The organism is Paenibacillus sp. 01T431 (assembly GCF_056398625.1).
Map to the genome: position 1 here is coordinate 369,026 of NZ_JBFTPT010000001.1, position 25,655 is coordinate 394,680.

Consider the following 25,655-nt stretch of genomic DNA (forward strand, 5'->3'; position numbering starts at 1 on the left):
AACGTTACAGCGGTCTAATGGACTGGCTGACTACGGTTGACCATAAAAAAATCGGAATATTGTATATGATTGCCGGCGGTTTTTTCTTCCTTGTCGGTGGTTTGGAAGCGATTTTGATTCGGGTTCAATTGTGGAAGCCGCTAAATAACTTTGTTAGCGCGGATACATATAATGAGCTTTTAACCATGCACGGAACGACGATGATCTTCCTTGCAGCGATGCCGCTTTTATTCGCCTTAATGAATGCGGTTATACCGCTTCAAATCGGCGCGCGCGACGTAGCTTTCCCTTTCGTTAACTCATTAGGCTTCTGGACATTCTTGTTCGGCGGTATTTTGCTTAACGTGAGCTGGTTTACTGGCGGCGCTCCAGATGCAGGCTGGACATCATATGCACCGCTCGCGGGGACGACCTATAACGGCGATCACGGCGTTGACTATTATGTACTAGGTTTGCAAATAGCGGGTATCGGAACACTTATCGGGGGTATTAACTTCCTCGTAACGATTATTAACATGCGTGCTCCAGGCATGACGTTCATGCGTATGCCGATGTTCACATGGGCAGCGTTCATTACTTCGGCGCTAATCCTGTTCGCATTCCCTGCTTTGGCAGTTGGTCTAGCGGCACTCATGTTCGACAGATTGTTTGATGCAAATTTCTTTGATCCTTCAGGCGGCGGTAACGCGGTCCTATGGGAGCATATTTTCTGGATATTCGGGCATCCTGAGGTTTATATCCTCATCTTGCCGGCCTTCGGCGTTATTTCCGAGGTAATAAGTACATTCTCACGTAAGCGTTTGTTCGGTTACAGCTCGATGGTATTCGCTACAATCCTGATCGGCTTCTTGGGCTTCATGGTTTGGGCGCATCACATGTTCACGGTTGGTCTAGGACCAGTTGCGAATGCGCTGTTCTCCATTGCAACGATGCTTATCGCGGTTCCAACAGGTATCAAAATTTTCAACTGGCTATTTACGATGTGGGGCGGTTCCATTAAATTCACGACAGCTAACTTGTTCGCTGTCGGATTTATACCAACCTTCGTAATGGGCGGCGTTACCGGCGTCATGCTGGCAGCAGCACCTGCTGACTTCCAATATCATGATTCTTATTTTGTCGTAGCGCATTTCCACTATGTTATCGTAGGTGGTTTGGTACTGGGTATTTTCTCAGGCCTTCACTACTGGTGGCCAAAAATGTTCGGACGCATGCTGAATGAAACACTTGGTAAATTGACGTTCTGGACATTCTTTATTGGCTTCCACTTAACATTCTTTATTCAACATTTCCTTGGCTTGCTAGGTATGCCTCGTCGTATTTGGACATATCTCGACGGTCTTGGTTTCAACGAAATGAACATGATCAGTACAGTAGGCGCATTCTTGATGGGCTTTGGTACAATTTTCTTCTTGCTGAACGTTGTTATCACAGCTTTCAAACCACAAAATGCACCAGCTGATCCATGGGAAGACGGTCGTACTCTAGAGTGGACGATTCCATCTCCACCTCCTGAATACAACTTTGCTCAAACACCGCTTGTACGCGGCTATGATGCATACTGGAAAGAAAAAACGGACGGTCACAAAGGCATGACGCCTGCGGAGCCAATTGGTCCAATTCATATGCCTTCTCCTTCGATCCTGCCTTTCTTCATGGGATTTGGATTGTTTATCGCAGGTTTAGGTTTCATGTACGCTAAAGATTGGGGCAACTTGTTTGGATCATTCAAATCAGGTTATGCTCTCGGTATTGTTGGTTTGCTGATCTTGTTCGGTTGCATGTTCCTTCGTTCCGTAATCGATGATCACGGCTTCCACATTGAAGAAGAAGAAATCCTTAGAGATATGGGGGGTAAAGCATGAGTGCGCATTCGCATGTAGAGGGGCAATTGCCTCATGAGCCCGAAAAGGCGACCCTCGAGGGACGCAATAAAGTATTAGGCTTTTGGCTTTTCCTTGGCGGAGAAACTGTATTGTTCGGAACGTTGTTCTCAGCGTTCCTAGCACTACGGAATCAAGTCCTTGATGGACCGCCAGCACATGAATTGTTCCAGCTTCCACTCGTTGCGCTTGCGACAGCACTTTTGCTTACGTCAAGCTTAACAAGCGTGTTCGCTGTTCATGCGCTGCATACAAACAGAGTGAAGGCGTTAATTAATTGGCTGATTATTACGGTCATACTTGGCGCAGGTTTCCTTGCTCTTGAAATTTATGAGTTCTATCATTATGTACATGAAGGCCACGGCTTTACAACGAGCGCATTCAGCTCCTCGTTCTATACGCTGGTAGGTTTCCACGGAGCACACGTTGCTTTCGGTATTACATGGATCACATTGATTATTATTCAATTAGCAAGAAAAGGATTGACTGTAGTAACAGCACCTAAGGTATATGTAGCTGGTATGTACTGGCACTTTATCGATGTTGTATGGGTATTCATTTTCACCGTCGTTTACTTGATGGGAAAGGTGGTTTAATCCATGGCAAGCAATCATACAGCCACTGAGGAAAGCCCCAAGCGTCATAAGGTCGAAGGACCTAAGAAGCATATTATCGCGTTTATTTTCTCGATCTTGCTTACGTTCATCGCATTCGCGACTGTAATAAGCGGAGAAATCAACAAAGATTTTATCTACATCATTTTGATCGGCTTAGCGGTATTGCAAGTGTTCGTACAAATGGCATTCTGGATGCACATGAAAGACCGTGGTCATACTTTCGCAATTATTGGGATTTTGACTGGTGTATTCATCGTCTTCACATGTGTCATTATGGCTGAATACTGGGCTTGGTGGTAACCGATTTAACTATTGGAGGAGAGGAGGGTCCCGAGGCTTGGGTCCCTCCTCTTTTGTAAAAAAGCTAGCGTAATTGAAAGGAGTTTCCACGATGCTTGGCTTACAATATTTTCGCTTCGAGGAATTGTGGACCCCCATGTTTCTATTCGGAATGGCCGCAATTGTCATTCTATATTACTACTTAATTGGACCATGGCGTGAGAAGAATGCTCCTGAGGCTGATGCAGCGACAAAGCTTCAGAAGTTTATGTTTGTTTCGGCTGCAATTATGTTTTATATGGTTCACGGAGGACCTTTAAATCTATTAGGTCACCTTATGTTTACATTTCATATGGTCAATATGTCAGTATCTTATTTAGTTGTACCGCCGCTAGTATTGCTTGGAGTTCCAAGCTTCTTATGGCGAAAAATGTTCTCCGCTCCGTTTTGGAAAAAACTGAGCTTCATGATGCATCCTATTATTTGTCTTTTGTTGTTTAATATTTTGTTCTCGGTTTATCATGTCCCAATTGTCCATGACTATGTGATGACGCACTTCTCTGTGCATCGTCTTTATTATTTTATTTTGCTTGTAACGTCGTTTATGATGTGGTGGCAGATTGCCTCACCTGTTCCGGAGTGGAGCAGACTTAGCGATGTGAAGAGAATGGCTTATGTGTTTGCGAACGGCATGCTTCTGACACCAGCTTGTGCTTTAATTATTTTTGCCAAAACGTCTATGTATGCGATTTATAGCGATCCTAATGTTTGGGTTACAGCGATGGGGTACTGTGTATCGGGTGATCCGAGTCGTTTGCTGGAGAGCTTTAGCGGTCCGCAATTTTTTAATATTATGGACGTAGTTGAAGACCAGCAGCTTGGCGGAATCGTCATGAAGTTCGTGCAGGAAATTATGTATGGCATTATATTGGCGTATATATTCAAGCAATGGTTCAAGCGTGAGCATAAGGACGATGAATTGCCGAATACGAATACAGGAACAGCTTAATACCAATTATTTAACGAACATTAGGTGGGGTAAAAGTGGACAAATATAATATTGTACCGACAATCAGTACTTTCTTCATCGTGCTTAGTGCGGTGCTGGTAGCCGTAGGCTGGAGGCTCGCGATTAAGCGCAGGCTGGCGGAGCATCAGAAGGTTATGTTCTATGCAGCAGTGTCAGCAACGATCTTCTTTATCGTATATGTATCGCGTTCGATTTTCGTGGGAAATACAATCTGGGGCGGCCCAGACAGCTTAAAGCCTTACTATTTTGTCTTCTTATTGTTTCATATCGTGCTTGCTACAGTTGGCGGCGCATTCGGAATTACAACACTAACGCTTGGTTATAAGAAGAAATTTGCCAAACATCGCAAATGGGGTAAAGTAACTTCAGTGGTTTGGTTTATTACAGCTATTACAGGCACAGCGGTGTACGTATTGCTTTACCTTATGTACCCAGGCGGCCATACGAAACCCGTTATTGATGCTATTTTCGGATAGAACGACAATGTGTAAGCCATGTTTTCAAAAGAGACTACTCTTTTGAGAACATGGCTTTTTTTATGTTTATGCAGAAGTGATTGGCTTGTAAATAGGGGGATTGCCATTGTGCAGGAGTATTTACCGTAGAAGGGAATTCTCCTCCAAAAATCTTTTTATGGAAGTACTTGACAACTGTGTATACACTGAATATACTGTGTATAAGGATATATACAGTATATTCGCTAAGCGATTGAAGGGAGCAAATGCTGTGGGGTTATGGAAGGGTGCATGGTATTTAGCGAAGCATGAGCTGGCTAAAGATCGTTGGAAAAGTCTTTTTACATTATTTTTTATCGGATATCTATTGTTATTCACCGTTCCTTTAATGCGGGATGGCTTCATAGGGGAAAATGGCCCATTCGGAAACTGGTCACTCGATTTCATTTACCTTTCGATTCTGCCTGTTCTAGGGTTCATTGCTAATAAGACAATGATGCGTTCCTGGAAAGAGAATTCCTATACGAGGAAGATCGCACAATGGAGAACGCTGCCGATTTCATCGAAACAAATTGCACTAGGGAGAATCATTCAGCTGGCTATCGTATTGTTTGCTGCTCAACTTGTTTTCTTCTTATTGCAATTTATCATTGCACGGAATATGGGCGTTGATATTTCAGCCTTAAGCTTCGTGTTATATGGAGCAAGCTGGTTTGGCTATTCACTGACAATGGGGACTGGTTATGTATACTGGGAGTTGGGGCATTCAGGAAAAACATATTTTTTCTTCAACATCACTTATCTCGCTTTTCTGCTTATCTTTTCAATCAGTCTAGCCTTTCTGGATATTGGAAATATTGTTTCAAGTTCGCTGCATGCAATCGAGAACGGCAGTTGGTGGCTGCCAATCATAACCGTAACTATTGGTGTTGCTGCTGTGTTCCTCGGCGTTAAACGAATTGAAAATCGGCTGGAGAAAAGAACCTACAGAGCATAGATATTTGAGAATGGAAGAAGGTGAACCTCATGCGGCTGCCGATCCAAATTAATGAACAAAGTGCAGAGCCGCTTTATCATCAGATCGAAGTACAATTGCGAGCATTAATCGTCAGCGGTCAACTTTCGGAAGGGATGCTGCTGCCATCGATACGCGAGCTTGCCCAAACCGTTAAGTGCAGCGTGATTACAGTAAAAAGAGTATATAACGATTTGGAAGCGGAAGGGCTGCTCCGAACAAGGCAAGGAACTGGCACTTATGTGGCACAGGTTGGTGATCAGGAACGTGACCGGCATCGTCTTGCTTCTGTTATTGAAGCGCTAGAGCTGGCAGTTGTAGCCGGCAAGCGGGTTCAGTGCACAGAGGAAGAGCTGCAGAAGATGTTTAAAGAAGCGATGAGTAAGCATTTTGATTAAAGGATGGGACATATGATGAATGAGACGATGGCGATACAATTAAACGGCGTTGTGCAAAATCGTGCGAGCTTCAAACTAGGGCCGGTCCATATGAGTATTCCACAGGGTTACATCACTGCCATTGTTGGGCCGAACGGATGCGGTAAGAGCTCCACCTTTCGCTTAATGCTTGATCTGGATAAAGCGGATGAGGGCACCATTCAGCTGCTTGGAGAGCAAGTGGAGAATGGTCTCAGCACAGAGGTTAAAAAACGAATTGGTTACCTGCATGATCAATCCTCCTCGCATGAGGACAACATGAAGGGGACGGAGAAAGCTGAGTTTCATCGTTTCTGGTATGACAAATGGGATGTGAATCGTTATCGGGAGCTGCTTCGCATTCTTGAGGTCGATGATAATCAGCTGCTAGGCAAAATGTCGAAGGGGATGCGCCGCAAATTTGAATTTGCACTAGCCCTAACACATAATCCGGAGCTGCTCCTGCTCGACGAGCCTTCCTCAGGGCTTGATCCGCTTGCATGGAAAACGATGATTGAGGTGCTTCATCGGTACATGGATCGAGGAGATCGTACCATTCTTATGACCTCCCATATCATAGAAGAGGTGAAACGACTTGCTGATTTTATCATATTTATGGCTCAAGGCAGAGTGCTTGGCATGTACGAGAAGGATGAGCTATTCAGCAGTTGGTTTACGTTATTTGTAAGTGGAGCGGATCTGACTCCGAAGAAAGCAGCGTTAATCCCAGGTCAAACCGTTGTTGAGCATGCAGGTGGAACGACCTATCGAATTGCGACAAATCAGGCTGCAGAAGCTGAAGCATGGTGTGCTGAGGAAGGCTATCAGATTGTAAGCAGGCAGGCACTTGAGCTGGATGAGATTATGAATGCTTTGCTTACACAAGATAGATTAAATACAAGAATGAACTAGTAGAGGGGAGTAATGAAATGAATCCATTAATAGTAGAAAAGGTAGTTAAGCAATACGGGGATAAAACAGCAGTAAACGAAATTAGCTTGGAGGTAAGCGAGGGCGAGATTTACGGCCTGCTCGGGGCCAACGGCGCCGGCAAAACAACGACGATGCGGATGGTGCTCGGCTTGATCTATCCGGACGAAGGGCGGATTCTCTACAACGGAAAGCCTTACAGCAATGAGCAACTTAGCCTGCTCGGGTATTTGCCGGAGGAGCGCGGGCTGTATCCGAAGGTGAAGGTCAGCGATCAGATCATCTATCTGTCGCAGCTCAGAGGAATGTCGAAAGCGGATGCCGACCGCAACCTTAAGCAGTGGCTGGAGAGGTTCGAGGTGCCGGAATATTACAACAAGAAGGTCGAAGAGCTGTCGAAGGGGAACCAGCAGAAGATTCAATTCATCGCGGCTGTCAACCACAAACCACGCATCGTCGTCATGGACGAAGCGTTCAGCGGACTTGACCCCGTCAACGTCGAATTGTTGAAGTCGACGGTGAAGGAGCTGCGCGACTCCGGCTCGAGCATCCTGTTCTCGACGCACCGGATGGAGCATGTCGAGGAGCTGTGCCGCAACATTACGATTTTGCATCGATCGAACACGGTCTTGAAGGGCAGCTTGAAGGAAATAAAAAAACAATTTCCGAGAGAACGTGTCATCCTTGGCACTGACAAAGAAATTAGCGGACTCGATCGGCTGGCTGGCGTAACCGGCGTCACACGCACGGAGCGCGGCTACGACATTGCGATCTCCTACGAAGCGGCGGGTGCTGACATTCTGCGTTTGGCGATGGAGCAGGCGAACGTGAATCATTTCGAAATTAAGGAACCGACGCTAAATGAAATCTTTATCCGAATGGTGGGTGATCGTCATGAATAGTTTCTGGACGGTAGTAGGGTTTACGATCCGGAATAAGGTCAAAGGCAAAGCTTTCGTAATTACTACGTTGATTATCGCGTTAATTATCAGCATCGGCATTAATCTTCCTTATATCATTGCACAGTTTGATAAAGGCGACAAAGTAACAAATATCGGCTATATCCAGTCGCAGAGCGAACAAGCGGCGAGCGGCACGGCAACAGGCGACAGCTTGAAGGCGTACTACGAGAAACAAGAAAATTCGAACATCGTGATGGTTCCTCTTGAGGACAAAGGCGATGCCTCGGCAAACGAGAAGCAGCTGAAAAAAGCTATCGATGAAGGGGAAATCAAAGGCTACCTTGAGTTCGGCGATATGACGGACAGCGGTTTCCCGGAAATGACTTACAAGTCCGAGAAGCTGATGGAATTCGGCATGACGGAATCAATACAGGGAGCGCTTTTGCAAATTCGCCAAACGAACGTGCTCCAAGATGCAGGCCTTTCGGCAGAGCAAATGGCGCAGCTATCGGCTCCGATCAAGATCGGCACCGTTCAGATTTATACCGGCGAGGGTTCGGGCAGCGGCAACACGGGCAGAACACCGGCGGAGCAAGGCGTCAACATGGGCGTCATCTATGTCATGATTATCTTCCTGTTCATGGCAATCATGACCTCCGGCAACATGATCGCGTCGGAGATTACGGCGGAGAAAAGCTCGCGCGTCATGGAAATCCTCATTACGAGCGTATCGCCGCTGAAGCAAATGTTCGGCAAAATATTCGGCATGTTCGTCGTCGTCATTGTGCAGGTCACATTCTACTTAGCCGTCATTCTGACGAACATATCCATGCCGCATAACAAAGGGGCATTAGGCAATCTCGACATCGACTTGTCGCTCGTTGATCCGATTCTGCTCATCTACGCGCTGCTGTTCTTCCTGACGGGCTTCTTCCTGTTCGCGACGCTGTATGCGGCGGTCGGTTCGATCGTAAGCCGGACGGAAGACCTGGGTCAAGCGGTCATGCCGCTGACATTCGTCTCTCTGGCGGGCTTCTACATCGCAATCTTTAGCATAAGCGCGCCGGACAGCATGCTCGTGAAGGTGACGTCGTACATTCCGGTCTTCTCGCCATTCGTCATGCTGCTCCGCCTTGGGCTGACGGAAGTGCCGATGTGGCAGACGCTTCTCTCTTTCGGCATCTTGCTCGTCTCGATCTACGCGGCGGTCTACATCTCCGCTAAGATCTACCGCACCGGCGTACTCATGTACGGCAAACGCCCTAGCTTGAAAGAAATCCGCAAGGCTATGAAGGCGTATAAGATTTAGGAGTAGTTCTTGGTTCCATCTGATTGCGGTTGCCTAAAATCGTTGGAAATTCCATCTGCTTCGAATTTACCTAATAAAGGTATTCAAAAGTTATTGAAAAAACCCACATTCGGCCTATCTGGCTCGATTGTGGGTTTTTTGCTTAGTTAGATGAGGTCCTATCCATTCTCATTTTCATTTTCATTCTCTTTATAGATGGAGATCAGCACGATTGCCTTATCTTCACCTATATTTCTTACTAAATGTGGCGTACATGCATTCCAACTAAAGGAATCACCTTCTCCAAATTCAGCCTTATCTTCCCCTTGTTCCGCGTAAATTCTCCCTTTAATGACCACATGGACCTCCTCGCCTTCATGAGCATGAGGAGTATTGCCAGTCGTAGAACCAGGAGGAAACTCTATAATCATCATCCGTACGTTTTTTGTGGAACTCAAGTGTTCGACTTTTAGATTTTCTGAACCGCTTGTAGTGATTGTCCGTTCGTCTTTCCGAACAATTCTCATTCGCTCTTCTTTCTTTAGAAGCAAGTAGGCAAGTGGCACTTTAAGTGCTTGAGCTATACTTTCTAATGTTGAGATGGACGGTGAGGTCTTATTCGTTTCAACCTGACTCATAAATCCTTGAGACAGGCCGGTTGTTTCGCATATTTGAGCGATTGTGATATTTTTTCGCTTCCGGATCGCTCGTATAGTGGAGCCAATATCCATCTAATCACACCTCTAGAATATTTGTAATACTAAATTTAATTTTATATTATCAATATTTGTGTTGACAAGTCAATGTAAATCGTTTTAAATTACACCTATAGAAAATATATTTCTATTACTAATATTTTTGGAGGGAAAAAGAATGACTAAAACAGCTTTTGTTTCCATAATCATGCGTGTGGTGTTGGGCATCATATTTATATTTCACGGAGTGGATAAGTTTCAGGGAATAAGCAATGTAGAAGCTTGGTTCAGTTCCATAGGCATTCCGGGAGTTTTAGCTTATGTTGTTGCAGCGCTTGAACTTATCGGCGGTATATTGTTGATCTTGGGGTTGTTTACTCGTTATGTAGCAGGATTGTTTGTCATCATACTCATCGGTGCAATTATAACCGCGAAATTATCGGCTGGACTTCTTGGTAACGGTCAAATGGCTGGTTATGAGCTGGATCTTGGATTCATCTTGGTCTCGTTGTATCTGGTTGTTGCCGATCGATCACCGTTCTCTGTTGACCGTTTTATTATGAGCAAGCGCAGTGAATAACTTACAGCATGGAGGAAACTAAGATGAATCCGAAATATCAATATGACGTTCACTTACCGGTTAAACTAGAGCAAGGAAAGAAATATCCGACGATCTTCACCTTCCACGGCAAAGGATCAAATGAACGAAATATGTTCGGTTTGGTTGCTCCATTGGCTGAAGAGTTCATCATCATTGGGGTTCGCGGTAATTTGCCGCTTGGTACGGGATTCCAATATTACGATTTGAAAAGCCTAGGAAACCCTATTCGAGAGATGTATGACCAAGCGGTTACAGATCTCGAAGCATTCATTCATTATGCGACTGAGGAGTATCCAATCGATCCTGACAAACGTTATTTGCTCGGCTTTAGCCAAGGTGCAATCCTGTCCATGACGCTTGCACTTACAATGGGAGATCAATTAAAGGGAATCGTAGCGTTGAATGGATATATTCCTGAGTTTGTGAAAACGGAGTATTCACTTCGAAGTGCTAAGGATGTTTCCATATTTGTCTCGCATGGGGAATTCGACTCCGTATTCCCGGTTCGTATCGGCCACGAGACAGCTGCCTATTTAAAAGACCAGACGGAGCGCTTAACTTTCAAACTATATCCGACCGACCATGGCGTATCTGAAGAGAACCAGCATGATTTTATGAAGTGGATGAAGAAGGATGTCGAATTAAACATAAATAAGGAGTGAGATCACATGATGCCATCCTATTTTTTCGCGCACGGTGCACCATCAATCGTGCTCGATGATAACGAATATACAATGTTGCTTAAGCAATTTAAAGAGCACACACCAAGACCAAAAGCTATCGTTCTCTTCTCCGCTCATTGGGAGGAATCGATACAGACGGTTAGCGCTGCAGAAACTTATGAAACCATTTATGATTTTGGCGGGTTCCAAGATGAGCTTTACCAGATGACTTATCCGGCACAAAGTGACCGATCGTTAGTAGATCAGATTCAAAACTTGTTTACAAAGCATGGTGTTGAGAACGTTCAAAATGAAAAAAGAGGTTTGGACCACGGGGCATGGGCTGTTCTAAAACTACTGTATCCGGATGCAGATATTCCGGTCGTAGCGCTATCCGTAAATCGTTATTTATCTAATGAAAGGCAGTATCAAATCGGCAAGGCATTAGCGGAACTCCGCGAGCAGGATGTTCTTATCATCGGAAGCGGTGGGACCGTTCATAATTTACGGAAATTGAACTGGCGGTCGGAGGGAATTGATGAGTGGGGGGAACAATTCGACAACTGGATTCAAAGTAAGCTGGAGTCATGGGATACCGAAGCCCTGTTTCAATACCGTGAGCTCGCTCCCCATGCCCAAGAGGCCGTACCGACAAGTGAGCACTTCATTCCGCTTCTTCTCGCCATGGGAGCAGGTGACGTCAACCGCAACGCAAAACTTCTTCATCGCAGCTACCAATACGGTAACCTAAGCTTAAGCTGCTGGCAATTCAATTAAGATGAAATGAAAGAGGGCGGATCGGATGACATCCGCATTTAAGACGGCAGCGGAGAGAATAATAATATTTTCTATTGCCGCTGTGTATATTGCGTTGCAGGCGGCGCAGCTTGAGATGCTGGTCTTTCTGCTTGGTGGATTGGTGTTTTCTGCAATCGCCTTGCTGTTGCCAAAACTGAAGGGGATGACGTTTTGGCTCACGATTTTCTTTGTGACTATTGGAGTTGTACTTCTTGCGCTGCAGAAAGCAAATGCTAGGATTTGGTTCGAGTCGGCTGGAATAAACGTGACCATTGTAACGCTTTTCCTATTCGCTCCGTTGTTCGGAATTCCAGTTCGTATTCCTGAATACGTTAAGGCCTTGAAGCGGTTTTACGAAGCTAACCTGCACAGCAAGGCCGCTCTATTCTTGGGAACGCAGCTGCTCACTCAAATTATGGGCGTATTTATCAACGTAGGTTCGATACCGGTTGTTTATCAAATGGTCTTTATTAAACCGCAGCCAGGGATGAGCCGTTTGCTTGCAAATGCGCTCAACCGAGGTTTTGCGGGAGCGATTCTCTGGTCACCTTATTTCGCTGCCATGACACTAGTGACTTCAACGTTAGGACTGTCCTGGTCGTCCGTTCTGCCCTATATGCTTGGACTCGCCATTCTTAGCCTCGGCATAAGCTGGGCAGTCGATTTTCGGGAATTGCGTAACGCTAGTCTAGATGAATTTGAAGAGGCAGTAGACAAAAAGGAGAACTCGAATTTTCCAGTTGGACTCGGCATGTATTTAATAGGCGCCATAATTGTCATCTTAACTATGGAACGTATGATCAAGCTGCCAATGGTCTTATTAATCTGTATGGCTGCAGTAGCTTTCCCTTTGTTCTGGTGCATTATAAAGGGGACCATGAATATATACAGAGAAGGAATTATAAATCATATAACAATCACTTTGCCGGCTTTGCAGAAAGAGATTACGCTTTTTCTGGCCGCTGGCTTTTTCAGTGGCGCAATTGGGATTACAAACTTCGGCTCAAAGGTTCCGAATTTGCTTGAGTTTGTTCCAATGCCGATTTCCTTCACATTCACGATATTAACCGTTCTTTTGATTGCAAGCACTTCAATAATTGGTCTCCATCCAATCGTGCCAGTGACTATGCTCGCTGGAGCCATTGATCCCGTGAGCGTGCAAATCAGCCCAACTTATTTTGCGGTGCTGCTGCTTGGAAGCTGGGCTTTGTCTAATCCCATCTCGCCGGCTTCGGCTGTAAACAACTTGCTGTCCGGTTTACTAAAGAAATCAGTGTTTGAGATAGCTGCACCGAATTACAAGTTCGCCGGCTGTATGGCGCTCAGTTTGATCATTTTTTTAATGGTTGTGGTGAGGTATTAGAACAAAAAACAAGCTAATATTGAACTGACATATCATTTTCATGATCTATTTCTTGCCCTAGCTGCAGTCTGTATTCACTCAAGGACATGCCAAAATGCTTTTTAAACGACTAAAACAGGTACCCATACGCTAAACACTTTTTTTAAAGTGTCGAGTGTATGGGTACCTGTTTTGTGTTCGGCAACTGATTTTCCTGTTGCCTCTTTGAAAAATCTCCCTAAATAGACGTCTTGGAGCCGTTAAATCATAGAAGGATGCGAGTGCAATCTTTGTTTTTTTTTGAAAATCAAAATTTAGAGAGAATTATCTTTTTTAGAGAGCTGCAATGATGATTTATCAAAGGAAAATACACTTTTTTATGTTTTCAACACTTTTTTTATCAGCTACTGTGAAATAGAAATAAGCAACAATGGAGTCTTTTGAAGAGAAGGGGAGGTCGATCAGCTGGTGCGGATGATATTATCGCCGAGAAGCAAAAACAGATCAATGAACGGAGAATAGCGAACGGCTCGTAAGAGAGGGGTTCTCGAATGAGCAACCATTAAACATGATTAAAAAAGAAAGCGTTGTCATGTTATCCTGCGAATGGCTACGCCTTACTCTGCTAGGAATACCTCAACTACTGTTTCGACAATATGCTTTTTGTTTCAGGTTCATAAGCGGAGAAATTCAGAATTGGGAGGAAAGGTATTAATGATGAACAGATTCAAAAAAATCACTTCTGTAACATTGGCAGCTGCAATGATTATGACAACATTTACGTTTGTATTCTCAAATACGAGAGTAAATGCACAGCAAGTGACAGGTAATGCGCCTTTTATAAATTCGTGGCTGGTAACTGGTCCATTTGATGCGCCAGTAGTGGACAAGATTTACGGGACTGAAGTGGGTGAAAATGTAAATTATGCGCCGTTGGCATCAGAAATAACAGCATCGTCGTCAACGCTTGCAGTAAACCCTGTATCAAATTTGGTTGATGGAGACAAAAAAAAGCAATGGGTGACAGAAAGAGACTCTAGCCCATGGGTAAATCTAAAATGGAGTACACCTATTGCAATCAATGAACTGAAAATAGCGCAATGGGGCGATGGGCGTCACGTAAACAATGGGTATCATCTTACGTTCACTCTTGAAGACGGCAGCAAAGTAGAATCGGGAGAGGTTAAAAGTACATCTTCTAACCCATCCGAACCAACTGTGTATGCATTATCATCCGGACTTAAGAATGTGGTTCAAATGAAGGTTGAAATAGATAAGGGACGCACACCTTATCCAACAATTACCGGCCTCTCAGAAATAGAAGTTTATAACAATCCGGCAGTGACAGGCGGAGAGCCAACGACTGCGATCACTCCCAATATTGGCGATTCATTAAGTTCTGACGGTGAAAGTAATAAGTGGGAGTACTTTGATGATCGAATTTATAACAGAAACTATGATGATTATCAAGACTTATACGGTTACTATACGGTCAAAAAAGGTGTCGACACAAGAAACAAATATGTGTATGCTCACACGTACATATACAGTCCGATAGCACAACAAGCGTATTTTAATGTAGGTGCCAGCGGTTCATATCGCATTTATGTAAACGATAAAACTTTGACCGCACCGACTGTACCAGTAGAAGTACAAAAGGATTTGACCAAACAAGCAGTCCTGTTAAAGCAGGGTTGGAATAAACTGATGATTCAAATCAAGCATACGTATACAGAAGATGTGAATTCAAATAATGTCCCGTTAGGATTTGATGACAGCGCAGCGTACCTTGGGTTTTATGGGAGAGTCACTGACCAAAATGGCAATAAAATCAATGGACTTATTTCTTCGGTTGAAGGCGAAACGGAAGCTCTAAATATCGTCACGCAAGGACTCTCAACCGAGGATGCCATTAAAACTCCGCTTCCAACCCAAACCATGCCGATTGGCTACAAGGAATGGCCATATGTATGGAATAAATCGAAAGGGAATAAGAAATACGGCTTAGCGGCATCATCCTTCCAATTTATGGCGGGCGGGGGAACTCCCGGTTATACTTGGAGTATCGTAGAGGGCAAACTGCCGGACGGCTTGGAATTAAATGCCGATGGCACAATCGCAGATGGATTAGTGAATGGAAATGTCGATTTAAATAGCAGCAAAGGCATCATTAGTATCAATACGAAACCAGGAGATTATAACTTTACGATACAAGTAAAGGATGGAAATGGAAATACGGCTAGCAAGAATATGACGATTACAGTAAAGGAACGTCCTAATAAATGGTTTGAAGAAGGGCGTGTGGGCGCTTTAACTCATGCTGCCCCAATTTACCAGTACTTTGTTGACCCGAATTTCTCTGCCGACTTATGGGCGGAAAGAGCGAAACGTCAAGGGCATTCATTAGTTTCGGTTGAATCGGTACAACAAGCTTATCTTTGGCCGTCCAAGTTTGCGGATCCAAAACATGAGAGGCATATGTATCTTCCAAAAGACGCAAACGGCAAAGTAGTAGATGGATTGAAACCGTTTGAACTGGCCGTAAAACGTCATGGAATGAAATTCGGTTTATATTATGGCGGAGGGATTCCATACTACACGACGGACGTCTATGTGCAGAATCTGACCGATTTGATTGGACGGTATACGCCTGATTATATTTATTTTGATGGACCGCAAGGGATACCAAACGCCAATTTTGATGTGATATACAGTGTTGTACGCAATTATAGCGATGATATTATTATAAACTCCAATGCATGGGGCGATGAGTATGGAGACCCTGATTTAAGAACCGAAGAAGCGTCTGGTATTTACAGTAATGGCGCTGCAAATCATCTTTTAAAACGTACGATTATGGAACCATGGAAAATGATTCACACAAAAAATGCACAATCTCCCTATTACGGTATACGAGATGACTACAGGCAAGTTATCAAGGAAATGGTCATGAATGTCGGCAGAGGTTATGTGGATAATAATGATCAGACGCCGGTAGATAGCCGCGGACCCAATTGGAACTCTCCTGAGGAAATTGCGACAAGATATCCTAAAGCAGAGCAGGAATACATTGATGTGAGAGAAAGCTTGGCAAGATGGTTTGCGCCTGAGGGCAAGCCGGAAAGACACGAGGCAACAACGGGTACAACGCCATATTTCCTCTCAGGCTATGGCTATGAAGATGATGGAAAAGGCAATTATGAAAAATTTGCTTTAGCAAACAGCACTACAGGACCACAATGGGGATATGCAACGTATAGAGACAACAATGTGTATCTGCATGTAATGAAAGGACCCGACAGCAAAAAAGGGTTTGACGCCATTGCAGGAAAGTCTTTGACCATTCGTCCGGTTAAAGATAAGGTGACATCCGTGACATGGTTGAACGAGAATGTCCCGGTCACATCGTTTGAACAAAATGAGGACAGCTTGACAATCAATCTTGCTAACGTTCAAGAGGATCAGATTGATACGATCATTAAGATTGTAACCGACAATCCTGCACGAAACTATACGCTTACGGATGTAAAAGCAACAGGGGAGCAGTTAACGCCTTCCTCACTTAAAATCAACGCTGAGGGATATATGACATTCCCGGCGCTGAAAGCCCAGCTTTCAGATTTAACTTATCGCAGTGCAGATCCAGCAATAGCTGCGGTCGATACGAACGGAATTGTGACTCCAGTATCAAATGGAACAACTTCCATCACCGTAAGTGCTGCTTATGAGGGTGTAACGAAAGAGGACATCTTAAAAGTAACCGTTAAAGATGGAGTCGTTTATGTTGGCGAGAGCATGATTGGTGCGACTTTGTTGATTGAGGGTAAAGAAGCCTATGGTGAGTTTAATTTACTGAAAAGCCTACGCTATGAAATAGAAGGCAGATCAGCTAAAGGCGGAGCGATCGGGCTTGATACAGCAGATATTACATGGCATGGGGGTACTATTGATTTAAAAGCGGGTAATAACTATAATCCCGTGGCGATCAAAGAAGTAGATACGTTTACATTTAAGAAAAATGAAATTATTGCGCCGTTCGTAGAGAAACTTACACGCGGAGTCGTTTGGGCGGATGTAACTTTAGACGGTCAAACATTTACAACAAATAAAGTATTCATGGACCTGCTGCCGCATGATAACCTTGCAGGGGCCGCTGAAATTACAGCTAGTCATGATCAAGATGCTGTGAGTCAATTAGTTGATGGGAAAACAATTGACGGTATTCATTTTGACGGGGCCAAATGGTCGGTACCAGCAAATGAGAAGTCTTGGATTCAATTTAAGCTGCCGACAATCTCCGAGATTGCTAGTATCAATCTTAACTTCAATTCTTTAGAACAAAAATACATCAATACGCCTAAAACAATAAAAATTCAAACGAGTGCTGATGGCGTGGACTGGAACGATGTCAGCACCGTTAACGGCCCGACGGGCTCTGCTTATTTTGGATTCTACAATCAATATGTAATAAACACGGGAGCGGGAGCTCAATACGTTAGATTACAATTTGAAAATGGTTCAAACGGGTCAACGATTGATTTGCTTGAAGTGGCAATAAACGGAGTGGATAAGTCCGGATTATTTGATCGTTTCGATTATGAGTATAAACCGGTGAATGCTGCTACAGGTAAATATGACATTGCGGCTTTTACGGGTAAGGGTGAACCGATTGATATTAAAGATGCGAAGATCACAGTGACAAGCGAAAACCAGGATGTGATTACGGTGGACGAATCCAACCTGTTGACCGCTGTTTCAGAAGGCATGGCAAAGATTAACATTCGAGTGCAAATAGATGGACGTTCGATTGACAAAGTTACGTATCTTTTTGTTAATGAGCAAAAGGAAATCTACATGGCTCCTTATTTAGAGAAAATGGACTTCACTCTGAATAAAACGACTATTAAACCGAATGATCCAATCGTGTCTACTATTAATGGCATATTAAGTACTGGAGAGACGGTCGATCTATCAAAGGCAGCTGTAGAATATCAATTTAGCGATGCAAGGTTATCTGTTGTTGACGGCAGTAACACGATCATTGTTAAAGGCGATTTTGGCGTTGGGTTTATAGCAACTGTTGCGGTAAAGGTTACTTTAGAAGGGGTGACCGTTGTAAGTCGCCCTTTGACAATAAATGTAGCTAGCAATAGTGTTCCTCAGTCACAAATGACGGCAACGGCGGCAAGTCAGGAAACGGCTGGTGAGAACAATGCAGCCTCGTTGGCGGTTGATGGAAACCCACAAACGTTTTGGCATACAAAGTGGGATAAATCCGGCGTTCTTCCCCAATCGATTATCTTAAATCTGGGTGGAACTCACCAAATCAATAGACTTGCGTATTTACCAAGGCAATCAGGCAGCAACGGAAATATTACAAGCTATAACGTGTATGTCAGTGAGGATGGAGTATCTTTTACCAAAGTTGCAAATGGAGATTGGGCAAACGACAACAAGGAGAAATACGCATCATTTACTTCGACAAAAGCATCATATGTCAAGCTTGAAGCAACAGCAGGCGTTGGTGGTTACGCATCGGCTGCTGAAATCAATGTATTACTGGAATCAGTAGAAGTGCCGCAATCGGTTATAACCGGGCCAGTTAAGGTGAACGCTGACCAAGCATTCAATCTGAAGATGGGATTGTCTGGCGTTACGGATAGTGTATACAAGCAAGTGTATGCTCAAGATTTGACGCTTCACTATGATCCGGCACATTTACAGTTTGAATCGGTTACTTCATTAAAAGACGGTTTTAAAGTCATCGATCATGAGGAAAAAGTACCGGGACAAGTCCGGATTTTGGCTGCTAGCGTGAACGAAAACCAAGGAGTGAATGCTCAAGGGGATGTCCTTGCATTCGCATTTACCGCCAAATCTGGAACGCAGGCAACCTCTACGACGATTTCTGTCGATCATGTTGCGATTGCTAACGCACAGGGGCATGAACTGCAGATCAGAGGAAGCAACCATGATATTCAAATCGTGGAAAGCGTGGATAAATCATTGCTAAATGCACTGATTGCAAGTGCTGAGGCGAAGTACGATGCTGCAGTGGAAGGAAATGCGGACGGCCAGTATGTGGTTGGATCCAAAGCGCTATTACAGTCAGCTATCCATGCGGCTAATGTGACAGCAAGCGATTCGAATGCTTCTCAAGCGCAAGTGGATAATGCGAAAGGCGCATTGGAAGCAGCCATTCAAGCGTTTAATAACAAGAAGATAAACGCAAATGTCGATGGTAAAGGCGGCGTCTCGATTGGAGATTTGGCTATTGTTGCAGCGGCTTATGGCACACAACAAGGTCAAGCGGGTTGGAATGTGAATGCGGATGTCAATAAAGACGGTAAGGTTGGTATCGAAGACCTTGCAATCGTAGCAAAAGCGATCTTGCAATAAAATAACATCGAACATTGTTTTGGGGGAGCTATATGCTTCCCCTCTTTTTTTGCTTTTATAGTGAGATCGTTATAATTCTGAGAAATATCTAAAAAAAATAGTTGATATTGTTATGTTTTTTTGAGGATTGTTTATTCTTCATTGTTTTCTAAAGAAGGGGTACTTGTTAAGCTGACAACATGACTAATCAAGAAAGAAGGAGCAGAAGCTATGTCTACTTTTACAATCGAAGGAAATCAATTTGTTTATAACGGGGAGCCTATTCGTATTCTATCTGGAGCCATACATTATTTTCGTATTGTGCCGGAATATTGGCAGGACAGACTAATTAAATTAAAAGCTTGTGGATTTAATACAGTAGAAATTTACATTCCATGGAATTTACACGAGCCAAGGGAAGGGGAATTCAACTTTAGTGGCATTGCTGACGTCGTTCGCTTTATACAGATAGCGGATGAGCAGGGATTATTCGTTATCGTACGCCCAAGTCCGTATATATGTGCGGAGTGGGAATTCGGAGGATTGCCATCTTGGCTGCTTAAGGAAGAAAATATGCGCTTACGTTGTTTTCATCAACCCTATTTGGAAAAAATCGATGCTTATTACAATGAGCTATTGGCTAAATTCTTGCCACTTCTATGTACGAATGGCGGGCCGATTATTGCGATGCAAATCGAAAATGAATACGGAAGTTACGGCAATGATAAGAAGTATTTGAAATATTTGGAGCAAGCGATGATTAAACGTGGAATGGATGTCTTATTATTCACATCGGACGGGTATACCGACAGCAATCTACAAGGGGGGACTCTCCTTCCAGACGTGTTAGCCACAGTCAACTTTGGGTCGCGGCCTGAAGAGGCTTTTGGAAAGCTGCAGGAATATCAACCGGATAAACCGCTTGTATGTATGGAATTTTGGAACGGATGGTTTGATTCTTGGGGCCATGAACACCATTTGCGAAAGCATGAAGATGTTGCGGAAGTACTGGATCAAATGTTGAAGGTAGGAGCTTCTGTTAACTTTTATATGTTCCACGGCGGGACGAATTTCGGATTCTATAACGGTGCGAATTATTCGGGTAAATATGATTCGACGGTGACTAGCTATGATTACGATGTGTTATTGGATGAATCAGGAGATATCACGGACAAATATATTGCAGTTCGTGAAGTTTTATCGAAATATACCGAAATTGCTGAGATAGAACTACCACGTCCTGTGCCGAAGAAGCATTACGGTGAAGTCCGCTTAATGGAACATGTGCGGTTGTTTGATTCGCTTAATTTGTTGTCGACTCCGGTTCAAAGCACATGTCCGGAAACAATGGAGCGGCTTGATCAGGACTATGGCTTCATTTTATATACGACTAACATTGTTGGTCCTATATCGCAAATGAAATTAACGATACAGGAGGTACGTGATCGCGCATTGATCTTCCTTGACGGTATTTATCAAGGAGTGATTGAACGAAACACACATGATATAACACCGAATATATCAGATATCGATATCGTTTTAGACATTCCTTCAGAAGGTGCAACACTCAGCATCCTAGTGGAAAACCTAGGACGAATTAATTATGGTTACGGGATGAAGGATCCAAAAGGAATTACGGAAGGCGTTCGCCTGGGCCAGCAGTTCCTTTATGACTGGACGATTCATACGCTTCCTCTGAACAATGTATCGGAGCTAATATTCCGGGAAGTACAGACAAACGAGGCCTTTACCCCTACCTTCTATAAAGGTGTTATTCACTTGGATGAAATCGGTGATACTTTTTTGAATATGGAAGGTTGGACGAAGGGAGTTGCTTATATCAATGGGTTCAATCTCGGCCGTTATTGGGAGATTGGTCCGCAAAAAACATTATATATCCCTGCTCCGCTCTTGCGTATCGGTGACAATGAACTCATCATATTTGAACTGCATGGAACGAAAAACACAATCGTTACCCTGCAAGATTATGCCGAGTTAGGTTAAACAAATTTTTTATAATCAAATTTGGGAGGCTTATTGATCATTGAGACATTTGAATGGCTGCAGAAAAACAATGAATTTCAATAGGAACTGGAAGTTTATTAGTGAGGACGTATGTGGAGCACAGCAGAAGCGTCATTCAGACGAAAGCTGGGAAACCGTCTATCTGCCTCATACGCCAAAAATTGAAACGCTGCATGCGGACTTGCATTTTCAAGGGATATGCTGGTATCGCAAGCAATTTGCTTTGGACGAAGCAGACAGGGGAAAGAAGCTCTTTGTGGAATTCGAAGCGGCCATGCATGAGGCATCTGTATGGGTCAATGGCAGGCTCAAGCTGAATCATAAAGGCGGTTATTTGCCGTTTACGATCGACATCACCGACGATGTCGATTTCGAGGCGGTCAATGTAATTGCCGTACGACTCGACAACCGGAACAACGGAGCCATACCTCCGGGAAAGCCGCTGGAAAGTCTGGATTTTTCCTATTTCGGCGGACTTTACCGCAACGTGCACCTTCATGTCACGGATAAGCTCCATGTCACGGATGCCGTTTATACCGGAAAACCTGCGGGAGGCGGGATCTTCGTCAAATACGCCGACGTCTCGCAAGCATCGGCGACGGTCGAAGCTCTGACCCATGTGATTAATGAGCATGAAGCGATGAAGAAAGTGAAAATCGTGACAACACTCTTGGATAAACAGGGGCGGCAAGTAGAATCGGAAGAAAGTTCGGTGGAGACCGTTTTAGCCGGCGGAGCGCATACGTTCGTTCAAATGCTAACGATAACGAGGCCTCATCTCTGGCATCCGGACAACCCTTATTTGTATACCCTGCAAACGGAAATCCTCGAAAACGGCCAAACGGTGGATGAGATTCGCACCCGAACCGGAATACGCAAGATTTCGTTCAGTAAAGAAGGCGGCTTTGTAATAAATGATGAAAGGCTGGTCATCAGGGGGACGAACCGCCACCAGCAATATCCATATATCGGAAATGCAGCTTCGAATAACGCACATTACCGCGATGCGAAGAAGCTGAAGGAGGCGGGATTCAATTTCGTCAGGCTTGGCCATTACCCCCAGGCGCCTGCTTTTCTTGACGCCTGCGACGAACTCGGGCTGATGGTCGTCGAACCGGTGCCGGGCTGGCAGTACTGCGAGGAAGGAGAGTTTCTGGATCTTGTCCGGCAAAACATACGTGATATGATCCGCCGCGACCGGAACCGTCCGTGCGTGATCATGTGGGAGGTCAGCCTGAATGAAACGTATCCCGGCAGGAAAGGGGCGACGGACGAATTTTTTCACGAATGCCATCTGATTGCCCATGAAGAATATCCGGGAGATCAAATGTTTACTTCTGGAGACACGATCGGACGAATAAATCCGGCTTACGTCAACTTTGATGTGCCCTATACACTATGGAAAGACGAAACATTGTCGCGTCCACTGGAAGAGGTGCTGCCCGAGAAAGGGGGGTTCGATAGAGAATACGGAGATTACGAGTTCGGCGGCCATGAGAGTACAAGCAGGGTACCGCGCGGCGCCGGAGAACAGAAGCTGCTATTGCAAGCCTGGAATTATCAATGGTCGCTGAACCGGAACCGCGGTAACCGATGGTCGCTCGGGGACGCCTCGTGGGTTGGCATCGACCATAACCGCGGTTGTTATCCAAGGCTGGCGGAATGCGGGGCCCTCGACACGTTCCGTCTGCCTAAAATGGTTTACTATTTTTACCAGAGTCAACGAAGAGCGGAAATCGCTCATGAACATGTGGAAAGCGGACCGATGGTCTACATTGCGAATTATTGGACGGAACGCATCTCGCCGACGAAGGTTGTCGTATTTTCAAATTGCAGCGAGGTCGAGTTATTTGTAAACGGGAAATCAGTCAGTGTGAGAAAAGCTGATCATGGTCCGGATACGGAATACGGAGAACGTGTGACAGGCTACGAAGTGGACTATTGGCTTACGGATGAAGAACAGCATAAAGGGAATCAAGCAGGCGTGCATGGGAAAACGGATGCTGGTGACATGAAGGTTTATCCGCATGACGGAGGAAACTGCCGAAATTTGACGCAAGCTCCGTTCACATTTACCAATGTAGCGTACGAGCCCGGAGAATTAAAGGCAATCGGGCGAATAGACGGCAGGGAAGCTGCTGTATGCGTCGTGCATACTCCACTGGAGCCTGAGATGCTTTCCATCCGCATTGACGAGAGCGGGAGAAAGCTTACAGCCGACGGATGCGACTTTATCTTTGTCTACGCCGAAATCAAAGACGCGAACGGGACCGTGGTGTCCCCCTCCTGCCATGAGGTTTGGTTTGAAATTGACGGTCCTGCAGTCATCGTCGGCGAGAACCCCGTAAGGGCGGAAGCTGGCATCGCAACTGTGCTGCTTCAGTCGCGGGAGACGCCTGGGGAAATCAAAGTGAAGGCTTATTCTAAAGGTTTAAAGCCTTCCTCGGTCAAGCTTGCAAGTGTATAAAGAACAAGAAACTTTTATTGTTGACTAACATTGTCTTAAGAGTGCTATTTCTAAATCTCCAAAAATAAAATAGATTTAAGTGAAGCGATGGAAAGGCGCGACATCGCTCCACATACAAAAAAGAGCCCAAACTGGTCCCCATACACTGGACACTTAGAAGTGTTTAGCGTCTGGGGACCTTTTTGTATACCCTTTCGATGCATATCAGTGACTCAGTGACTCTAGTAACGAGAAGCTCGCATTTGCTGCAAAAGGATAACGCCTACGTTTGAAGAAGTATTAGGAGTAGAGGAGAAGGATTTCATATAGCAAGCGAGAAGGAGGCGTCGCATGAGACCAAACGTACTTTTAATCACCGTTGATCAGATGAGGGCGGATTGTCTTCATTTCTTGGGCCATCCCGTTATCGAAACACCAAATTTGGACAACTTGGCGAGAACCGGCGTTGCGTATACAAGCGCTTACACAGCAACTCCATCCTGCGTTCCGGCAAGAGCCGCCATTTTAACAGGAATGAGCCAGCAAAACCATGGAAGAGTTGGGTATGAGGACAAAGTGCCCTGGAGCTATGAGCATACGATGCCTGGAGAGTTTGCGAAGGCCGGGTACCATACACAATGCGTAGGCAAGATGCATGTGTATCCCACGCGCAATCTGTGCGGATTTCACAACATCGTACTGCATGACGGCTATATGCATTATAACCGTGATCGCTCCCGATCGACGGCGAATGAGTGGTGGGATCAAACGGACGATTATATCAGCTGGTTGAAAGAGAGAGCCGGATCACAACAGGATATTATGGATCACGGTCTTGATTGTAACGCTTCGACTGTCGCGAGACCTTGGCATTTGGAAGAAGCGTTACATCCGACCAACTGGGCGGTTACTCAGTCTATTGATTTCTTGCGGCGGAGGGATCCGAGCAAGCCGTTCTTTCTTTGGACTTCATTCGTAAGGCCACATGCGCCTTTGGATCCTCCGCAAGCGTTTCTTGATCTGTATGATGGAATCGATTTGCCGGAACCTCCGATTGGCGATTGGGCGCGCCTCGATGATCCCGACCGTGACGGGCTGAATCCGACGACTGGGAGAGGAATCGTGAATAAGCGTATGCGCCAAAAATCGTTGGCGGCCTACTATGCTTTAATTACCCATATCGACAACCAGATCGGCCGATTGCTGAACGCCCTATATGAATTCGGTGTAAGTAATGATACGATCATCCTCTTCACGTCGGATCATGGAGACCTGATGGGGGACCATCTTCTCTATAAGAAAATATTAGCTTACGAAGGAAGCGCCAAAGTGCCGTTCATTTTGAATGACCCTACAGGTAGGTTAGGCCTCGTCCGAGGCAAACAAGTGGATCGAATCGTGGAATTGCGTGATATTATGCCAACCTTGCTGGAGGCGGCAGATGTCGCGATCCCAACCACGGTAGACGGAAGCAGCATCATTCCTTTGGGGACGCATGCCGGCACATCCGAATGGAGGACTTACATCCACGGTGAGCATGCCTACGGTGAGCTTTCCTATCACTACTTAACCGATGGCAAGGTTAAATATATTTGGTATTCCCAGACGGGCGAGGAGCAATTGTTTGATCTTCAGGTTGACCCGCAAGAGCTGTGCAACCTTGTAAAGTCTGCGGAGCGCGCAGAGATGTTGAACTGTTGGAGAGACCGAATGATTCTGGAACTTACCGGACGAGAAGAGGGTTATACGGACGGAGTCAGCCTCATCGTGGGGATGACTCCGCAAAGCTGCCTTCAGCATCTCAGGACGGCAGCGGCATCCGATCCTGTCGCAGGCAGATAGTGGTTTGCAAGGATTGTGTGAAAAAGATTTACACATAAGTATCGGCTCATT

The 25,655-nt window shown here is 45.0% G+C and carries 19 protein-coding genes; 18 read left to right on the plus strand and 1 reads right to left on the minus strand.

Annotated features, from left to right (window positions below; translation table 11 throughout):
• The first annotated feature begins 17 nt into the window (after window positions 1-17).
• The 10 genes from ctaD (at window position 18) to AC1DM9_RS01645 (ending at window position 8,836) form a co-directional block, all read left to right on the plus strand.
• Window positions 18-1,865 carry a cytochrome c oxidase subunit I gene (gene ctaD, locus AC1DM9_RS01600; RefSeq protein WP_076267396.1) on the plus strand — a complete coding sequence of 616 codons (1,848 nt, stop codon included), beginning with the start codon at window positions 18-20 and terminating at the stop codon, window positions 1,863-1,865.
• A complete protein-coding gene (locus tag AC1DM9_RS01605) occupies window positions 1,862-2,479 on the plus strand; it encodes a cytochrome (ubi)quinol oxidase subunit III (RefSeq protein ID WP_054023103.1) in 618 nt (205 codons plus the stop codon). Before ctaD ends, AC1DM9_RS01605 begins: the two co-directional genes overlap by 4 nt.
• A gap of 3 nt (window positions 2,480-2,482) precedes the next feature.
• Window positions 2,483-2,800 carry a cytochrome C oxidase subunit IV family protein gene (locus tag AC1DM9_RS01610; RefSeq protein ID WP_076267149.1) on the plus strand — a complete coding sequence of 106 codons (318 nt, stop codon included), beginning with the start codon at window positions 2,483-2,485 and terminating at the stop codon, window positions 2,798-2,800.
• Between the two features lie 91 nt (window positions 2,801-2,891).
• Window positions 2,892-3,788, plus strand: coding sequence for a cytochrome c oxidase assembly factor CtaG (gene ctaG, locus AC1DM9_RS01615; protein ID WP_441882640.1), 897 nt, complete (start codon window positions 2,892-2,894; stop codon window positions 3,786-3,788).
• A gap of 35 nt (window positions 3,789-3,823) precedes the next feature.
• Window positions 3,824-4,285 carry a DUF420 domain-containing protein gene (locus AC1DM9_RS01620; RefSeq protein ID WP_339204859.1) on the plus strand — a complete coding sequence of 154 codons (462 nt, stop codon included), beginning with the start codon at window positions 3,824-3,826 and terminating at the stop codon, window positions 4,283-4,285.
• A gap of 250 nt (window positions 4,286-4,535) precedes the next feature.
• Window positions 4,536-5,261: a hypothetical protein gene (locus tag AC1DM9_RS01625; protein ID WP_441882638.1), complete on the plus strand. Its 726-nt coding sequence runs from the start codon at window positions 4,536-4,538 to the stop codon at window positions 5,259-5,261.
• A gap of 29 nt (window positions 5,262-5,290) precedes the next feature.
• The gene (locus AC1DM9_RS01630) at window positions 5,291-5,677 is read left to right on the plus strand and encodes a GntR family transcriptional regulator (RefSeq protein WP_441882636.1); all 387 of its coding nucleotides are present in this window, start codon (window positions 5,291-5,293) and stop codon (window positions 5,675-5,677) included.
• A gap of 12 nt (window positions 5,678-5,689) precedes the next feature.
• Entirely contained in the window at window positions 5,690-6,607 is a 918-nt protein-coding gene (locus tag AC1DM9_RS01635) for an ABC transporter ATP-binding protein (RefSeq protein WP_477527750.1), read from the plus strand.
• 17 nt (window positions 6,608-6,624) lie between these two features.
• Window positions 6,625-7,527 (plus strand): ABC transporter ATP-binding protein, encoded by a 903-nt coding sequence (locus tag AC1DM9_RS01640; protein WP_076267143.1) that lies wholly within the window; start codon window positions 6,625-6,627, stop codon window positions 7,525-7,527.
• Complete coding sequence (locus AC1DM9_RS01645; RefSeq protein WP_441882632.1) at window positions 7,487-8,836, plus strand: ABC transporter permease; 1,350 nt, start codon at window positions 7,487-7,489, stop codon at window positions 8,834-8,836. Before AC1DM9_RS01640 ends, AC1DM9_RS01645 begins: the two co-directional genes overlap by 41 nt.
• Window positions 8,837-8,994: 158 nt before the next feature.
• On the opposite strand, the gene AC1DM9_RS01650 is transcribed toward AC1DM9_RS01645, so the two are convergent.
• Complete coding sequence (locus AC1DM9_RS01650; protein ID WP_477510900.1) at window positions 8,995-9,546, minus strand: helix-turn-helix domain-containing protein; 552 nt, start codon at window positions 9,544-9,546, stop codon at window positions 8,995-8,997.
• A 142-nt stretch (window positions 9,547-9,688) separates the two neighbouring features.
• Here AC1DM9_RS01650 and AC1DM9_RS01655 point away from each other — a divergent pair, with 142 nt between their 5' ends.
• The 8 genes from AC1DM9_RS01655 to AC1DM9_RS01690 all read left to right on the plus strand — a co-directional run bounded on the left by AC1DM9_RS01655 (window position 9,689) and on the right by AC1DM9_RS01690 (window position 25,604).
• Window positions 9,689-10,090 carry a DoxX family protein gene (locus AC1DM9_RS01655; RefSeq protein ID WP_477510899.1) on the plus strand — a complete coding sequence of 134 codons (402 nt, stop codon included), beginning with the start codon at window positions 9,689-9,691 and terminating at the stop codon, window positions 10,088-10,090.
• A gap of 23 nt (window positions 10,091-10,113) precedes the next feature.
• Window positions 10,114-10,773, plus strand: a complete 660-nt coding sequence (locus AC1DM9_RS01660; RefSeq protein ID WP_477578175.1) for an alpha/beta hydrolase — start codon at window positions 10,114-10,116, stop codon at window positions 10,771-10,773.
• 6 nt (window positions 10,774-10,779) lie between these two features.
• A complete protein-coding gene (locus AC1DM9_RS01665) occupies window positions 10,780-11,550 on the plus strand; it encodes a DODA-type extradiol aromatic ring-opening family dioxygenase (protein ID WP_477510897.1) in 771 nt (256 codons plus the stop codon).
• A gap of 25 nt (window positions 11,551-11,575) precedes the next feature.
• Window positions 11,576-12,934 (plus strand): hypothetical protein, encoded by a 1,359-nt coding sequence (locus AC1DM9_RS01670; RefSeq protein WP_477510896.1) that lies wholly within the window; start codon window positions 11,576-11,578, stop codon window positions 12,932-12,934.
• A gap of 693 nt (window positions 12,935-13,627) precedes the next feature.
• Complete coding sequence (locus tag AC1DM9_RS01675; RefSeq protein WP_477578178.1) at window positions 13,628-19,312, plus strand: discoidin domain-containing protein; 5,685 nt, start codon at window positions 13,628-13,630, stop codon at window positions 19,310-19,312.
• 210 nt (window positions 19,313-19,522) lie between these two features.
• Window positions 19,523-21,295 (plus strand): glycoside hydrolase family 35 protein, encoded by a 1,773-nt coding sequence (locus AC1DM9_RS01680; protein ID WP_441882619.1) that lies wholly within the window; start codon window positions 19,523-19,525, stop codon window positions 21,293-21,295.
• A gap of 40 nt (window positions 21,296-21,335) precedes the next feature.
• Window positions 21,336-23,783 (plus strand): glycoside hydrolase family 2 protein, encoded by a 2,448-nt coding sequence (locus AC1DM9_RS01685; RefSeq protein WP_477578180.1) that lies wholly within the window; start codon window positions 21,336-21,338, stop codon window positions 23,781-23,783.
• Window positions 23,784-24,113: 330 nt separating this feature from the next.
• On the plus strand, window positions 24,114-25,604 hold the full coding sequence (locus AC1DM9_RS01690) for an arylsulfatase (RefSeq protein ID WP_477578182.1): 1,491 nt from the start codon (window positions 24,114-24,116) through the stop codon (window positions 25,602-25,604).
• The last annotated feature ends 51 nt before the right edge of the window (window positions 25,605-25,655 follow it).

Coding starts and splice junctions, on each gene's coding strand:
- AC1DM9_RS01665 (WP_477510897.1), top strand. CDS start 10,780: ATGATGCCATCCTATTTTTTCGCGCACGGTGCACCATCAATCGTGCTC.
- AC1DM9_RS01675 (WP_477578178.1), top strand. CDS start 13,628: ATGATGAACAGATTCAAAAAAATCACTTCTGTAACATTGGCAGCTGCA.
- AC1DM9_RS01690 (WP_477578182.1), top strand. CDS start 24,114: ATGAGACCAAACGTACTTTTAATCACCGTTGATCAGATGAGGGCGGAT.
- ctaG (WP_441882640.1), top strand. CDS start 2,892: ATGCTTGGCTTACAATATTTTCGCTTCGAGGAATTGTGGACCCCCATG.
- AC1DM9_RS01650 (WP_477510900.1), bottom strand. CDS start 9,546: ATGGATATTGGCTCCACTATACGAGCGATCCGGAAGCGAAAAAATATC.
- AC1DM9_RS01660 (WP_477578175.1), top strand. CDS start 10,114: ATGAATCCGAAATATCAATATGACGTTCACTTACCGGTTAAACTAGAG.
- AC1DM9_RS01605 (WP_054023103.1), top strand. CDS start 1,862: ATGAGTGCGCATTCGCATGTAGAGGGGCAATTGCCTCATGAGCCCGAA.
- AC1DM9_RS01630 (WP_441882636.1), top strand. CDS start 5,291: ATGCGGCTGCCGATCCAAATTAATGAACAAAGTGCAGAGCCGCTTTAT.
- AC1DM9_RS01635 (WP_477527750.1), top strand. CDS start 5,690: ATGATGAATGAGACGATGGCGATACAATTAAACGGCGTTGTGCAAAAT.
- AC1DM9_RS01645 (WP_441882632.1), top strand. CDS start 7,487: ATGAAATCTTTATCCGAATGGTGGGTGATCGTCATGAATAGTTTCTGG.
- AC1DM9_RS01655 (WP_477510899.1), top strand. CDS start 9,689: ATGACTAAAACAGCTTTTGTTTCCATAATCATGCGTGTGGTGTTGGGC.
- AC1DM9_RS01670 (WP_477510896.1), top strand. CDS start 11,576: ATGACATCCGCATTTAAGACGGCAGCGGAGAGAATAATAATATTTTCT.
- AC1DM9_RS01640 (WP_076267143.1), top strand. CDS start 6,625: ATGAATCCATTAATAGTAGAAAAGGTAGTTAAGCAATACGGGGATAAA.
- AC1DM9_RS01680 (WP_441882619.1), top strand. CDS start 19,523: ATGTCTACTTTTACAATCGAAGGAAATCAATTTGTTTATAACGGGGAG.
- AC1DM9_RS01610 (WP_076267149.1), top strand. CDS start 2,483: ATGGCAAGCAATCATACAGCCACTGAGGAAAGCCCCAAGCGTCATAAG.
- ctaD (WP_076267396.1), top strand. CDS start 18: ATGGACTGGCTGACTACGGTTGACCATAAAAAAATCGGAATATTGTAT.